This window comes from Enterobacter sp. 01-M-02-SI-ECC, assembly GCF_047530595.1.
Classification (GTDB): domain Bacteria; phylum Pseudomonadota; class Gammaproteobacteria; order Enterobacterales; family Enterobacteriaceae; genus Enterobacter; species Enterobacter cloacae_M.
The window spans coordinates 83526-96854 of sequence record NZ_JBLKCZ010000004.1; the positions used below are offsets into that span (position 1 = coordinate 83526).

The 13329-nt window shown below is 51.7% G+C and carries 14 protein-coding genes; 8 read left to right on the forward strand and 6 right to left on the reverse strand.

What is annotated here, in order from left to right; translation table 11 throughout:
• Window positions 1-115: 115 nt before the first annotated feature.
• On the forward strand, window positions 116-1030 hold the full coding sequence (locus tag ACMWLG_RS07855) for a LysR family transcriptional regulator (protein ID WP_045399169.1): 915 nt from the start codon (window positions 116-118) through the stop codon (window positions 1028-1030).
• A 123-nt stretch (window positions 1031-1153) separates the two neighbouring features.
• Here ACMWLG_RS07855 and ACMWLG_RS07860 read toward each other — a convergent pair whose 3' ends face one another.
• Window positions 1154-1459, reverse strand: a complete 306-nt coding sequence (locus tag ACMWLG_RS07860) for a hypothetical protein (protein ID WP_045399370.1) — start codon at window positions 1457-1459, stop codon at window positions 1154-1156.
• A 224-nt stretch (window positions 1460-1683) separates the two neighbouring features.
• Here ACMWLG_RS07860 and ACMWLG_RS07865 point away from each other — a divergent pair, with 224 nt between their 5' ends.
• Both ACMWLG_RS07865 and ACMWLG_RS07870 read left to right on the forward strand, forming a co-directional pair.
• On the forward strand, window positions 1684-2550 hold the full coding sequence (locus ACMWLG_RS07865) for an AraC family transcriptional regulator (RefSeq protein WP_045620237.1): 867 nt from the start codon (window positions 1684-1686) through the stop codon (window positions 2548-2550).
• A 289-nt stretch (window positions 2551-2839) separates the two neighbouring features.
• Window positions 2840-3430: a LysE family translocator gene (locus tag ACMWLG_RS07870; RefSeq protein ID WP_023311656.1), complete on the forward strand. Its 591-nt coding sequence runs from the start codon at window positions 2840-2842 to the stop codon at window positions 3428-3430.
• A 5-nt stretch (window positions 3431-3435) separates the two neighbouring features.
• Here ACMWLG_RS07870 and ACMWLG_RS07875 read toward each other — a convergent pair whose 3' ends face one another.
• Window positions 3436-4329, reverse strand: a complete 894-nt coding sequence (locus tag ACMWLG_RS07875; RefSeq protein WP_414762971.1) for a LysR family transcriptional regulator — start codon at window positions 4327-4329, stop codon at window positions 3436-3438.
• 59 nt (window positions 4330-4388) lie between these two features.
• On the opposite strand from ACMWLG_RS07875, the gene ACMWLG_RS07880 reads away from it, so the two are divergent.
• Window positions 4389-4511, forward strand: a complete 123-nt coding sequence (locus ACMWLG_RS07880; RefSeq protein ID WP_126811362.1) for a helix-turn-helix domain-containing protein — start codon at window positions 4389-4391, stop codon at window positions 4509-4511.
• On the opposite strand, the gene ACMWLG_RS07885 is transcribed toward ACMWLG_RS07880, so the two are convergent.
• Window positions 4469-5431, reverse strand: a complete 963-nt coding sequence (locus ACMWLG_RS07885) for a LysR family transcriptional regulator (RefSeq protein WP_045399161.1) — start codon at window positions 5429-5431, stop codon at window positions 4469-4471. The two genes, ACMWLG_RS07880 and ACMWLG_RS07885, sit on opposite strands and share 43 nt — an antisense overlap.
• A gap of 78 nt (window positions 5432-5509) precedes the next feature.
• On the opposite strand from ACMWLG_RS07885, the gene ACMWLG_RS07890 reads away from it, so the two are divergent.
• The 3 genes from ACMWLG_RS07890 to ACMWLG_RS07900 all read left to right on the forward strand — a co-directional run bounded on the left by ACMWLG_RS07890 (window position 5510) and on the right by ACMWLG_RS07900 (window position 7171).
• Entirely contained in the window at window positions 5510-5986 is a 477-nt protein-coding gene (locus tag ACMWLG_RS07890; RefSeq protein ID WP_023311653.1) for a GNAT family N-acetyltransferase, read from the forward strand.
• A 124-nt stretch (window positions 5987-6110) separates the two neighbouring features.
• Window positions 6111-6779 carry an epoxyqueuosine reductase QueH gene (locus tag ACMWLG_RS07895; protein ID WP_045354901.1) on the forward strand — a complete coding sequence of 223 codons (669 nt, stop codon included), beginning with the start codon at window positions 6111-6113 and terminating at the stop codon, window positions 6777-6779.
• 119 nt (window positions 6780-6898) lie between these two features.
• Window positions 6899-7171 carry a DUF883 family protein gene (locus ACMWLG_RS07900; RefSeq protein ID WP_023311651.1) on the forward strand — a complete coding sequence of 91 codons (273 nt, stop codon included), beginning with the start codon at window positions 6899-6901 and terminating at the stop codon, window positions 7169-7171.
• Window positions 7172-7200: 29 nt separating this feature from the next.
• On the opposite strand, the gene ACMWLG_RS07905 is transcribed toward ACMWLG_RS07900, so the two are convergent.
• Window positions 7201-8664 carry an EAL domain-containing protein gene (locus tag ACMWLG_RS07905; RefSeq protein WP_045399155.1) on the reverse strand — a complete coding sequence of 488 codons (1464 nt, stop codon included), beginning with the start codon at window positions 8662-8664 and terminating at the stop codon, window positions 7201-7203.
• Between the two features lie 275 nt (window positions 8665-8939).
• On the opposite strand from ACMWLG_RS07905, the gene ACMWLG_RS07910 reads away from it, so the two are divergent.
• Window positions 8940-9824, forward strand: a complete 885-nt coding sequence (locus ACMWLG_RS07910) for a hypothetical protein (protein WP_032668361.1) — start codon at window positions 8940-8942, stop codon at window positions 9822-9824.
• Window positions 9825-9859: 35 nt separating this feature from the next.
• Here the strand turns inward: ACMWLG_RS07910 and ACMWLG_RS07915 are convergent, their stop codons facing one another.
• A complete protein-coding gene (locus ACMWLG_RS07915; RefSeq protein WP_029740549.1) occupies window positions 9860-11035 on the reverse strand; it encodes an HlyD family type I secretion periplasmic adaptor subunit in 1176 nt (391 codons plus the stop codon).
• A complete protein-coding gene (locus ACMWLG_RS07920) occupies window positions 11032-13212 on the reverse strand; it encodes a type I secretion system permease/ATPase (protein ID WP_045399153.1) in 2181 nt (726 codons plus the stop codon). Before ACMWLG_RS07920 ends, ACMWLG_RS07915 begins: the two co-directional genes overlap by 4 nt.
• Window positions 13213-13329: the final 117 nt, after the last annotated feature.

A 13329-nucleotide genomic window follows, 5' to 3' on the forward strand; every position in this document is an offset into this window, starting at 1 on the left:
GGACAGGGAAAATAGCGCCTGGCAACGAATTGGCTGACACAATAGGTTGCGCACCATTTTTGATAAAGGTAGTTTTATGCAAATTATATTTGAATAAATTCAAAGGTGAGTCTCTATGAGTTTTGACGGAAGGCTACTGTCAGGATTGAGCGTGTTGGCCGCAGTTGTCGAGGCGGGTAGTTTCAGTCGCGCTGGCGAGGTGCTGGGACTGTCCGCTTCTGGCGTGAGCAGATCGATAGATCGCCTTGAAGAGAGGCTCGGTGTGCGTTTGCTAAACCGTACGACGCGTACGATGAACCTGACGAACGAAGGCCGGGCTTTGTATGAGCGCGCCTCGCCACATCTTGAAGGGATTGAAGTTGCGGCAAGCTACGTATCCGGTGCCGCCATTGCTGTACGAGGATCATTACGGGTCAGCGTTAATCCAATCTTCGCTCGTTATATTTTGGCCCCGAAACTGCCTCTTTTGCGCGAACGTCATCCGGAACTGGAACTTACAGTAGTGCAGCAGCCTGACGTAGGGGATCTTGTGACAGAGGGTATAGATGTTGCGGTGCGTTTCGGGCCGCAACTCCCCTCAACTATTTCTTCGAAATTGCTCTTTCAGACGCGCGTACTCACTGTGGCATCACCGGCATATCTGAAACGGCATGGTCGACCTGAGCATCCTGAAGAACTAGTCACGCATGAGTGCATTCAGTATATCGATCCTCGCCGCGGGAAACCGTTTGAGTGGGAATTCCGTCGTGATCGCGAAGTACTGGCTATTGATACTCATGGTCATTTGACGACAACCGATGTAGATCTGATGGTGCAATCCTGCGTAAGTGGTGTTGGCATTGCCCAGGTACTTTCACTCAGCGTCACGCAGTTGATCGCTGACGGAATGCTGGTCGAACTTTTTCCGGAATGGCCTGGCGAAACCTATCCGCTGTATATCACGCGGCCATCTCGTCGACTGCCCCCCGCTGCTGTCGAAGCCTTTATGGAATTTTGCGCTGAAATTTGCGCAAATCATGCAGCGAATTGAAAAAAGAAGCTATCAGCTGCTGGCCGCACTTCAGCGGCGAGCAGCTGATGGCCTCAGCGATAATCAAAGAATTTGTCTGCTCACAAGCATGGCCCCATTAATTTATTCCTTATTCGAGATTATTTACTCTGCCTCAACATGTACGCTGATGTTCAGCCGTTTTGCTTCCATCGATATCATTTTTTGGGCAAGAACCATATTGCCGCCATGTACTTGATCTATTAAGTGTTGAACGAGAGTCATCATCAAATAATCCTTATTAGCCGGATAAAAATCGATCATATCAATCCCGCTATCCTGCAGCTGCTGGTGCGTAGTTCTCTCCGTTTCAGCAACAATTTTGGCTACGCTGGCCTGCATCTTTTCGATTTGCTCAAATACAATACGGTTTATGATTTCGATTTGTTCTGGCTTTAAGTCCTTTACCATCATTACCTCTCATAAAATTTTGTAGCTAAGAAAATTTGGATTATGACAAACCTAATATAAGTACAGGAAGTGAGTCTTCATTCATCATTTAGCAGTATCTTAGGTACGACGGAACGTTTGCTGCCGCACAACGATATACCGCCAGTATAACCTCTCCATAATCAGCAAGATCGGTCAGGATTTTGGCCGTTCGGTGAGGCAAAGTAGGTCATCAGGAGGATGCAATGAACGATGCAATCAAAACGGCTTACCGCGAGCGCTTCACGACGGTGTGCGACTATATCGCCCAACATCTCGATGAACCGCTCACGCTGGAGAAGCTCAGCGCGTTAGCCTGCTGTTCGCCTTATCATTTTCACCGGCAGTTTCTGGCGTTTAGCGGCCAGCCTTTATATCGCTATATCCAGTGGCTGCGTCTGCGTCATGCTTCCTGGCGACTGGCGTTTAATCCTCAGGATAAGGTGATTGATATTGCGCTCGATGCCGGGTTCCAGAGCCCTGAATCGTTCAGTCGCGCCTTCAGAAACGCGTTTGGAAAAAGCCCGCGTCAGTTTCGGCAGCAGCCGGACTGGCTGAACTGGCACCAGCGCGTACCGAAAATGACCTTTCAGGAGCAAAAAACGATGGAAATTAAGATTGTCGATTTCCCACAGACCCAAGTGGCAATGCTTCAGCACCGTGGCAACCCGGATCGGGTAAATGACAGCGCGGCGAAATTTATTGCCTGGCGTAAAAGCTCGGGCCTATCGCCAGTACACGAAAGCAGCACGTTTGGTATCGCCTGGGATGACCCGGCAACCACACCCGCAGACGCCTTTCGTTTCGATATCTGCGGCAGTATCTCTGAAGCGATACCAGAAAATGAATTCGGGGTTTGCAGTGGCGAAATCGACGGCGGACGTTACGCCGTAGCCCGCCACACGGGGTCTCTGGATACCATTTCCGCCACGGTGTGGGCGATGTTTCGCGACTGGCTACCGGCCAGCGGCGAAACGCTGCGCGATGCCCCGGTATTTTTCCACTACCTCAACTTCATTCACGAGGTGCCAGAACATGCGCTGCAAACGGATATCTACCTGCCGTTAAATTGACTATCCCTTGTTTCCACCTTTTCCGGGTAGCGCTGAGCTTGCCCGGCATAGGACTCCCTTGCAAACTGCGCCAGCGTTTGCCGTTCCTCCTTGAGATAGCAACTGAAACCCTGTCACTAATGGGCCATCCGCGCCTGCGCGAACGGTGCAAAAAATCAAACACACCTTTAGATAAAGGCCACTTATTCTGGCATACGTTCCCAGGTAGTATTCAGACACATGACGAGTAAAGTTGTGACTTAATAGTCGCAGTATCTCTAATGCAGATAAACCAACCCACGGAGATAAAATGCTGGTATTTTTAACAATGTTTATATTTTCACTGACGCTTTCCTTTTCTCCTGGCCCCGTTAATATGGTGATTATATCGTCTGGTGCCGTTCACGGCTTTAGAAAGACCTTCTCATTTGTCTCCGGTGCAACGATAGGGTTTACGTTATTACTTATCTTTATATGTTTCGGCTTTTACGCTGCAATCGAAAAATATCCAGTGTTTTTCCGGTATCTTAATATTGCCGGTTCTTTATTTATCATGTGTCTGGGCTATAAGATAGCGTCGTCACGGTCCGATATGTCATTAACAAAAACGGATTCACCCGGTTTTATTCAGGGTTTTGTCATGCAGTGGATCAACCCCAAAGCATGGACCGCGTGCGCCTCTGGGGCAGCGATGTTTTCTGAACCCTCTAGCCCTGTTACAGCTCTCGTCTTTATCACGGTCTATTTTTTAGTCTGTTATATGTCGCTTTCAGCATGGGCCTTGATGGGAGAAAAAGTATCTGTGCTGCTCAGGAGCACGCGGCAGCTCCGCACGTTTAACGTGTTGATGGGCGGACTGCTGCTTATTACGGCGTGTTACATGCTCTTTTTAGCGTTTTAAACCCGTTATAACGCGTGAAACTCAATCGCGTTATAAATATCATTAATCAATTTGTAGGCAATACTGCTGGTCGACATATTAGAAGGCCATACGGCATAGACTTTCAGCGGTTCTAATGACCAGTCAGGAAGTATTTCCTGCATTTCTCCGCGCTTAACATCCTCTTCGCTTAAATAGCGAGGAGGTGCTGCGAGACCAATTTGTTGTCTGGCAAGGGCATAAGCGGCTTCGACATTATCTACATACACCGTGGGCGTATACGTTACGACGGCCACTTCTCCATTTTTATGTCGAAATTCCCGGTTATTCTGCCTCATATTGAGTCCAATCCATGGCAGTTTCGCCAGGTCATCAGGATGCGTAATCGTCGGGTAATGGCTGAGCAATTCCTGGGACGCAACTACCTGGCGCGGGAGCACAAAAAGATGGCGCGCTTTAAGAGAACTGTCCGGAAGCTCGCCGATTCGAAATGCCACATCGATACCGTCGGCAATAATATCTCTGCGCGTATCGCTATAAGAGATATTCAGTAAAATGCCCGGATGACGTTTTATAAAATCGGCCAGATGGCGGGTAAACGCACTCTTCAGAAAAACGGCAGGAAGAGAAACAGTCAGCTTATTCGCCGTTGATATCGAACGCTGCTTAAATTCAATGACCCCCTGCTCATAAAGCGCCAGCATCGATTTGGCCGTTTCCAGCAAATTGGCTCCATCGTGAGTCAGAGAGAGTTTACGGGTATTTCTGTACAGTAACGCGCAGCCAAGATTTTTTTCCAGCTTTGATAAATGCGCGCTTGCCGTTGCGGTTGTAAGCCCTAACGCTTCCGCCCCACCTGAAATGGATCCTGCCTCAGCAATCTTTGCAAACACTATCAGATAACGAATGTCATCAATCATTTATCGTCCTGTCGCGACGGTGTTCCTGCGAACTACGCGTTTAATCATAGAGTTACGATATCGTACTTTCCTCTCCGGTCGCATCTCTTTTTATCGTTTGGACTTTAGCGCCCTACTCATTTTGCGAGGCGCTGCAGTGTCAACCCGGCGACATCCTCTCCTGGGAGCCGGACAGCCCGTAATGACGCGCCTGCGCCAGCGTTTGCAGCTCCTCCTTAAGCCAGCGCGTTGCGCCCCGCTGGCCGCTGCGTTTATGCGAGTAAATTTTCACTTCAAACGTGCGTATCGAAAACGGTAAAGGAAAAATCCTCAGGTCCGCTGCCGCAGCCAGCTTCTCAGCGGCAAAACGGGGGATCGCCATCAGCAGGTCGCTCTGCGCAACGATAAACGGCGCGCTGAGCATCGACGGCGTTTTGATCGCGATTTGTCGGGTATAGCCCAGTTGTTCCAGCCGCACGTCCAGAACGCCCTGCTTCTCATTCCATGGCGTCACCACCAGGTGTCGGGCCGCGAGATACTCCTCCAGCGTGAGACGCGTCCGGCGCGCGTTGCTGATGACCACATACTCATCTTCAAACCAGTCGATCTCTTCCAGCTCCGGGTGCCGGATATCATCCTGAGTGCTGAACCCCAGCGCGAGATCCACTTCGCCCGCCAGCAGTTCCGTCAGCGCAGGGCTGTGCGGCAGATAGCGCAATTCGAAACGCAACCCCGGGGCAGCAAGCTGCAGTTTGTGCATCAGCGCCGGGAAAATGCACAGCGCGGTAAAGTCCGTAATCCCAATTTGTAAGCTTTCGGTACTGCTGGCCGGGTCAAACTCCGGCTGCGGGGTCAGCTCATGATTGAGGAACGACAATGCGGAAGCAATGGAAGGCGCAAGCTGAGTGGCATACACGCTGGGGGACATGCGATGCCCTTCCCGAAAAAAGAGCGGGTCATTAAGGGTGATGCGCAAACGCGACAGCGCATGGCTCAGTGCCGATGTGCTCATCGCCAGCTCGTCAGCGGCCAGCCGAACGGAACGGTGGCGGTAAATCGCGTCGAAAACGGGCAGCAGGTTTAAATCAAGACGCCTCAGTACCGGATGCATAATATTCATCATTTGTTGATTTCATTGCACTTAATTCTTCGGACAATACTCCGTATGCTTAACGCCATCAATCGAAACACAGGAAAAACAATGAGCATCACCATTCGTCAGGCCCGCCCCGAAGATGCAGCGGCAATATACGCCATGATCTACGAGCTGGCGGTGTATGAAAAAGCGCCGGAAGAAGTGGTTACCACGCCGGAGGAGATCCGCGAAACGCTCTTTGGCGCAGGCACAAAAACCGAAGCGTTGATCGCGGAGTTTGACGGCAAGATAGCCGGCTATGCCGTGTTCTTCACCAGCTATTCGACCTGGCTGGGACGCAACGGGATTTATATGGAAGACCTGTACGTTTCTCCGGATTATCGCGGTAAAGGCGCGGGAAGAGCGCTGCTGAAACATATCGCGCAGCTCGCGGTAAAACGGCAGTGCGGCCGCCTTGAATGGAGCGTTCTGGACTGGAACCAGCCCGCCATTGATTTTTACCTGAGCATAGGCGCGCTGCCGCAGTCCGAATGGGTTCGCTATCGTCTTGATAGCGACGCGCTGCTGAAATTTGCCGAATAGCGACACGTGGTACCGGAGAAGGTCCCGCCCTGCGGGATCGCTCTGTCCTGCCTTGATCCCGCCTCAACAGATTCTGAATTTATGCTACCCTTCCATAAATTTCATAAACATATTGCAGAACGCCATGACGACACCCCCTTTTATCCGCCCACAACTTTCCCTGCCAGACGGTGCCGACAGGCTGCTGTTGCATTCCTGCTGCGCCCCCTGCTCGGGTGAAGTGATGGAGGCTATCCAGGCGTCGGGGATTGACTACACGATTTTCTTCTACAATCCCAATATCCATCCGCAGAAGGAATACCTCATTCGGAAGGAGGAAAATATTCGGTTTGCGGAAAAACACGGCGTGCCGTTTGTTGATGCCGATTACGACACCGATAACTGGTTTGAGCGCGCGAAAGGCATGGAATGGGAACCCGAGCGTGGCGTCCGCTGCACCATGTGCTTCGATATGCGTTTCGAGCGTACGGCGCTCTATGCGGCAGAAAATGGATTCAGCGTCATCAGCAGCTCGCTGGGGATCTCCCGCTGGAAAAACATGCAGCAGATAAATGACTGCGGCCAGCGTGCTGCCGCGCGCTATCCGGGTATGGTTTACTGGGACTATAACTGGCGTAAACAGGGCGGCTCCTCTCGCATGATTGAGATCAGCAAGCGGGAGCAGTTTTACCAGCAGGAGTACTGCGGGTGCGTTTATTCACTCAGGGACAGTAACCTGCATCGTAAGTCTCAGGGACGCCCGCTGATTCGCATCGGGAAACTGTATTACGGTCAGGATGACAATGAGAAATAACGGGTTCCCGGTATAGAGATATATCCGAAAACAGCCCTGACGTGTACCGAATTTAGCCTTATGTCTCCCACATCCAGAAAGAGCGGCTATCCTTTAATTATCAACAAAAGGAGGTAAAAATGTCTGATTTCGGTACTGATAAAAACACCCAGTTTGCTGAAGATAAAGCAAAAAATAAATTTGATGAACTCGCAGGTTCAGCGCAGCAGCAGTTTGGTGAATTCGTCGATTCACCAAAACATCAGGTAAAAGGTGCCGCGAAAAAGTATGCCGCTCAGGCCAGCGATGCCGTTTCCGACGTCACTGAAGCTGTCAGAAATAATCCACTCACCGGCCTCGTCGCAGCGGGTGCGGTCGGTATTGTTCTCGGCCTGCTGCTGGGTCGAAAATAATAAAAGGCCCTTCGGGGCTTTATTTTTTCTTAGCTAAAAATCCTGACCATACGGTCTAACTCTTCCTCTTTCACGGCCCGCGATAAATAATATCCCTGAAAGTTTTTGACGCCTAACGCGACTAATTTTTCAAACTTTTCTTCACTATCAACCCCCTCGGCAATACAGTCCGTTCCGGTCATGTCGCTGTAAATCTGTATCGCTTTAATCAGGTTATAGTCATTGTCGTTTGCCACAAAATGCTCAACGATGTCCCGATCCAGCTTAAGACCATCAAAATGCACCTGCCGCACCGGGAACATAGTTTGATGATTAGAGAAGCAGTCATCCAGGAACAATCGACACCCCGTATTACGCAAATGCCGCATGGTTTCAGGGATCCTCTTGTCCTTCGTCACGTCAATATCTTCGGCGAATTCAAAGACCAGCTTCTCGGCCCACTGCGGTTTGAGCAGCATGTCGATAGCTTTCTTTGCCATATCAGGCAATGCATTCCCGGAAGCCAGGCGAGGCGGAATATTCACAGAAAAATAGTATTTACCGTTATACTTATTAATCCCGGACACGGCGGCATGGATGACTAACGCCGTTATTTTTAACCATATCTCATGGTTTGAAATATCCGTGAGAAAACTGGCCGGCTTGACAATTTTACCGTTTTTATTCCAGCGGATCAGTATCTCAAAGCCTACGCCTTTTTTGTCACGATCGGTAATGATCTGATAAGCAGGGAAGATCTCTTTTTTATATAATGCATTGAAAATCTCTGCTTCCTTATCCGTAAACTCCTTATTTTGACTCCGCCGCTTGATACTTCTTTCCGCATTAAAATTGTGCGAATCGTGTAACCACCGCTTAATTAAGCGTAATTTCAGCACGCCTTCCTTACGGTGCGTATAAACCGTTTTATTAGAAAGCCCCATTTCATCGCACATTTCTTTTACGGACATGCCGCGGTAGAAATTTAATAAAACGTCAATCTCTCTTTTTGTTAGCCATTTTACGTTGTCTTGCGAAGGATTATCCTTGTAGCGATCGCGTAATAAGTACGAACGATCTTTAAAAACATGATGGTGCGTTTGAGAACCAGTGACGACATCTGAAACGCGGGCTATGCGAATCAATGATAATTGATAACTATTATTTAAAAGAGTGCCCAGGGTGCGATATAGCCAGCCATCCGGTATGTCGCCATACAGGGTGACGCGTCGAATAACGGGAAGTGCATTGAGCACGGATGCCAGTCGCTTCAGGCTCTCCAGGAGACTGACGATACCTTTACCGAGAAACACCACAATATGAGCGCTCTGATTTATAAGGATATTTTCCAGATCCTGTTGGGATGCCTCATCCCCGTCAAAGTGAATATGCGAAGCCTGTATTCCGTACTGGTTAAGGATCAGACGATATCCCTGGAACGTAAAACCGCAGGCGGAGATGACAAATTTATGTTCATCGCACGCCTCATTTCTGAGAGAAATTGTGTGGGTCATAAACTGCTCCTGGGCACTAAGGCGCCATTTCCATTTGTGAATACGTAAAATTTAACGCACCTGTTATAAACATTAATTTTACAGTACCGACTCAGGGTAAGAAACAGATATCAGCTGAACTCACAGGAACATCTTTGCGTTAATCACCGTCGTTTAAATGTACTTTTCTTTGCAAATAACAACGGCAAACATCTTATTCTCAGGGTATAATGAAAATTCCGAAAAGAAGAGTGGACACTTCATCTATCGGCTCATTCAAATACGAGAAAAATGCTATGGATAATCACATCTCATCCAGGGCCTTGCTACATCGAAGGGATGTTATAAAGAACAATCCGCGATTCGGTGAGGCAATATTAGAGCACTACACAATTAATGACACCATCTACAAAAAACAACCTTTGTTCTACAAGACAATGCTGCAGGAATCACGATTTAACATTATTCTCTCCATGTGTTGCTTTATTTTTGGAAATCAGGCCGAGTCAGTTTCAGAGATTAAAGAGCTATGCTCTCGCTATAAAATAGCCAGCCCCAACAGCGTGATTGCGATCATTACGATACTGAGAACCACCGGGCGCATCAGGACCTGGCGCTGCACGGATGATCGACGCAAAACGAGAATCGCGCCAACTGAAAAAGGACTCAATGAACTTAAGCGTTATATGTCCGGCGCTTTTTTGCCCGTCAGCATTCTTTATCCGGCATTTAATATTAATGTTAATCTGCTGGATAATGATATTTTGAGAAACAACTTCTTCCGCCGCGCGGCTGAATATCTTTTTCGGGGATTAACGTTCAGAAAGGTGTTGCCTGAGGTGGGATTATTTATTGATAAAGATGGCGGCCGTATGATTATGCTTTATATCTATCTGCAGGCCATGAAAAATAAATCCGCTCACGGTGCGGTCATTGACTATTCAGCCAGCACGCTCGCAAAAGAATTTTTTGTTTCACGCATCCACGTCAACCGAATTATCAAATCGGCACAAGAGGCGGGATATCTTAAAGATCGTGGTGATGGTCGGATGTCGATATACCCGGCGTTTATCGACCTTGTCGAAAATTATGCCGGTTTATATTTTGCGTATGTTACGCATTACATCAACGTTGTGCCTAAAGAGCGACGCCACGCTCACAACGTGACGTCAACCGTATAATCCAGCAGGCGTTCGGAGTTCCGAACGCCATTCCCCTATCGTTCCCGCAGCGCCTCTTTTGCCTTGTTCAGCGGTTTCAACAGATAATCCAGAATGGTTTTACTGCCGGTTTTAATATCAACGGTAGCAATCATGCCCGGAAAGACCGGAAATTCCTGACCCTGCTTATTGGTCAGATGGTTACTGTCGGTACGGATATAAACGCGATAGTAGTAGACATCCCTTTTCACCTCATCCTGCAGGGTGTCCGGCGAAATCATGGTCACTTCCCCTTCCAGCCCGCCGTAAATGGAGTAGTCATAGGCCGTAATTTTCACCAGCGCTTTCTGGCCAGGATGAATAAACGCCACATCGCGCGGCGAGATTTTCGCTTCGACCACCATCTGATCGTCAAGCGGGACAAGGCTCATCAGCTTGCCGTTCGGCGGGATAACGCCTCCCACGGTCGTGACGTCAATATCCTTCACGATCCCGCGAACCGGGGCATTGAAGGTCAGCCGGGTCAGGGAGTCCTCACGCCCTTTCATCACTGAACGCTGGGCCTCAATCTCCGCATTGGCTTTTGCCAGCTCTTCACGGGCGCGAACGTAATACTGGTTTTTCATCTCGGTGATTTTATTCTCAAGCTCATTTTTTTGACGCTCAAGACGTAACACCTCAACCTTGCTGGCCGCTCCCTGGGTCACTAGCGGTCGGGTTAACGACAGCTCGCGCTGCACCAGCTCGGCGCCCTGACGCAACCCGGCCAGCCCTTTTTCGAGACTTTCACGACGGGACTGATAGAGCGCCGTTTCCTGTTTGACCAGCTCAACGTCGTCATCCAGCTCCTCCGGAAACGCGAGCTCCGTGTCGTTCACCTCGGCCTTCAGGCGCGCAGCGGTTGCCAGCGCCGCATTCAGGCGAGACTCGCTCTCCAGCACGCTCGACTCGGTTTTTGTCCGGTCAAGCTGCGCAAGCTGCTGGCCGCGTTCCACGATGTCGCCTTCGCGCACCATCAGGCTGTGGATGATGCCGCCTTCCAGAGACTGGATGACCTGCTCATGCGAAGACGGTATGACCTTGCCGCTGCCGGTCGTCACTTCATCCAGGTGGAACAGGCTTGCCCAGGCGATAAACACCGCCAGCAGGGCGAACAGGGACCATGCCACCAGCGACGAGCGCGGCAGGCGCGGCTCCTTCAGTCGGCTATTGAAACGAGAGAAATCATTCATGCTGCGCCCTCCTCTGCAACCGCCGCCGGCTTCATGGTCACCGTACGCTGCGCGGCTTTCTGCGGCGCCATGCCGTGCTGGTGCAGGATCGCATCGCGCGGGCCGTCCATCACCACCTTGCCGTTTTCCAGCACGATGATGCGGTCGACCAGGTCCAGAATCGGCAGGCGATGCGTCGCCACCACCAGCGTCCGGCGTTTACCCAGCCATTTGTGAAGATGCTGAATAAACTGCTTCTCGCTCATTTCGTCCAGCCAGGCGGTAGGCTCGTCCAGCAGCAGGATAGTCGGCGAGGTAATCAGGGCACGCGCCAGCAGCAGCGCCTGACGCTGACCGCCGGAGAGGCCAGCCCCGCCCTCGTTGATGATGTAGTTCAGCCCCATTTTCTGCTTGCGCACAAACTCCAGCGCGCCGCTGTTCACCAGCGCCTGATGAATCTCATCGTCGGTGGCTAACGGGTTCCCCATCAGGATGTTGTCCCGCACGGAGCCAAAGAACAGCCGGGCCTGCTGGCTGAGCAGCTGCATGTCGCGACGCACGTCGGCCGGGTCCAGATGATTGAGGGCGATATCGTCGAGCAGGATGCTGCCCTGCTGCGGCTCCTGCATGCCCGCCAGAAGCTGCAGCAGCGTGCTTTTACCGGAGCCGTTGCGCCCAAGCACCGCCACGCGCTCTCCGGCGCGGATCTGCAGCTTGCTGATGTTGAGCACGGTGAGTTTCTCTTCCTCGTCGTAATAAAACCCGACGTCCTCAAGGCTATAGTCGCCGCGCAGGTGGGCTTTATGCACCTTCTTGCCGTGCTGCGGATCGTCAATCGGGCGCTGCATCAGGTCGTCCAACCCCTTGCGAGCCACCTTTGCCGACTGCCAGCGCGAGAGCACGCCTGAGATCTGCGACAGCGGCGCGATAGTGCGCGACGCCAGAATCGAGGTTCCCACCAGCGCACCGGTGGTCATGTCACCGCTGATGACCAGATAACAGCCCACCAGCAGTACCACCGCATAGACGATGGACTGCACCTCCTGCGTCCAGGTGAGCAGCAGGCCCGTCAGCCAGCGCTGCTTCATGCCGACGCTGGCGGCGACGTCGTTGGTGTTGTTCCACTGGTTCTGGAAACGCTGCTCGGCGCGCATCAGCTTGATGTCCTCAATGCCCTGCACCGCCTCCACCAGCGTGGCGTTACGGATGGCGGATTCACGCATCCCTTCGCTGGAGAGTTTCCCCAGCGGGCGCTGCACCAGCAGGCCGGGGATGAGCAGCAGCGGCACGGCGAGCAGGACCACCAGCACCAGCGGGCCGCCAATCATCCACAGAATAAAGACGAACAGCAGGAAGAACGGCAGATCGGAAATCGCCGCAATGGTGGTCGAGGTGATCAGCTCGCGCACCGACTCCAGCTCGCGGATCTGGGCGATAAAGGATCCGGTTGATTTGGATCGCGCGCCGTTTTTAATCCGCAGCGCGTGGGCAAAAACGCGTTCGGAGATGCGCAGGTCGGCGCGCTTCCCCACCACGTCAGAAATATGCACGCGCAGCATGCGCATGATGAATTCGAACACGATGGCAATCATCACGCCGCCAAACAGCACCCACAGCGTGGCTTCCGACTGCGACGGCACCACCCTGTCGTACACCTGCATGGAGAAAACCATGCCGGAGAGCGCCAGCACGTTGGCAACCAGCGCCACCAGCATAATGTCGCTGTAGCGTCGCCAGTCCTTCAGCGCCAGCTGCCAGAACCAGTTTTTCTCATAGGGTTTGATGTAGTCGTCCACGCGGGCATCCGGCGTGGATTCGAGCGGGCGCAGCACCATCAGCCCTTTTAACCGCGCCCCGAGCTCATCGCGCGTCAGCGTGGTCTCCAGCCCCGCGTCGCCGCTAAACTGCAGGCTGACGTTGCCTTCGCTGTCCATGCGGTTAATGACCGCGATTTGTCCGCCGCTGAATTCCGCCAGCAGCGGCAGGCGCCACGGATCGAGGGATACCGCTTCAGCCGCCACCATACGCATCCCCAGCCCAAGCTGGCGCGCCATCTCCTCCAGCACCAGCTGGCGCGGAGACTGGCTTTCATGGTTAATCGTGACCCGAACATGCTCCGCTGAGAAATCCAGCCGGTAGTGCTTCGCGATGATGAGCATGCCCTGCAGCCAGGGTTCGTACTGTGGATGTGTCTTCATAATGCTACGTCCTGTCCAGAGCGGTAATTTCGCACTGAAATGATACCTTTACGGAATGATTAAAAATCGAACACTCTCTAAACGAGCGCGCAAAATAATCTTGTGAAATATAGGGTT

Excerpts from the sequence above, each read along its gene's own strand:
- ACMWLG_RS07865 (WP_045620237.1), top strand. The coding sequence starts at position 1,684 with ATGAACGATGCAATCAAAACGGCTTACCGCGAGCGCTTCACGACGGTG.
- ACMWLG_RS07855 (WP_045399169.1), top strand. The coding sequence starts at position 116 with ATGAGTTTTGACGGAAGGCTACTGTCAGGATTGAGCGTGTTGGCCGCA.
- ACMWLG_RS07860 (WP_045399370.1), bottom strand. The coding sequence starts at position 1,459 with ATGGTAAAGGACTTAAAGCCAGAACAAATCGAAATCATAAACCGTATT.
- ACMWLG_RS07915 (WP_029740549.1), bottom strand. The coding sequence starts at position 11,035 with ATGAATGATTTCTCTCGTTTCAATAGCCGACTGAAGGAGCCGCGCCTG.
- ACMWLG_RS07895 (WP_045354901.1), top strand. The coding sequence starts at position 6,111 with ATGACGACACCCCCTTTTATCCGCCCACAACTTTCCCTGCCAGACGGT.
- ACMWLG_RS07885 (WP_045399161.1), bottom strand. The coding sequence starts at position 5,431 with ATGATGAATATTATGCATCCGGTACTGAGGCGTCTTGATTTAAACCTG.
- ACMWLG_RS07875 (WP_414762971.1), bottom strand. The coding sequence starts at position 4,329 with ATGATTGATGACATTCGTTATCTGATAGTGTTTGCAAAGATTGCTGAG.
- ACMWLG_RS07890 (WP_023311653.1), top strand. The coding sequence starts at position 5,510 with ATGAGCATCACCATTCGTCAGGCCCGCCCCGAAGATGCAGCGGCAATA.
- ACMWLG_RS07910 (WP_032668361.1), top strand. The coding sequence starts at position 8,940 with ATGGATAATCACATCTCATCCAGGGCCTTGCTACATCGAAGGGATGTT.
- ACMWLG_RS07920 (WP_045399153.1), bottom strand. The coding sequence starts at position 13,212 with ATGAAGACACATCCACAGTACGAACCCTGGCTGCAGGGCATGCTCATC.
- ACMWLG_RS07870 (WP_023311656.1), top strand. The coding sequence starts at position 2,840 with ATGCTGGTATTTTTAACAATGTTTATATTTTCACTGACGCTTTCCTTT.
- ACMWLG_RS07900 (WP_023311651.1), top strand. The coding sequence starts at position 6,899 with ATGTCTGATTTCGGTACTGATAAAAACACCCAGTTTGCTGAAGATAAA.
- ACMWLG_RS07905 (WP_045399155.1), bottom strand. The coding sequence starts at position 8,664 with ATGACCCACACAATTTCTCTCAGAAATGAGGCGTGCGATGAACATAAA.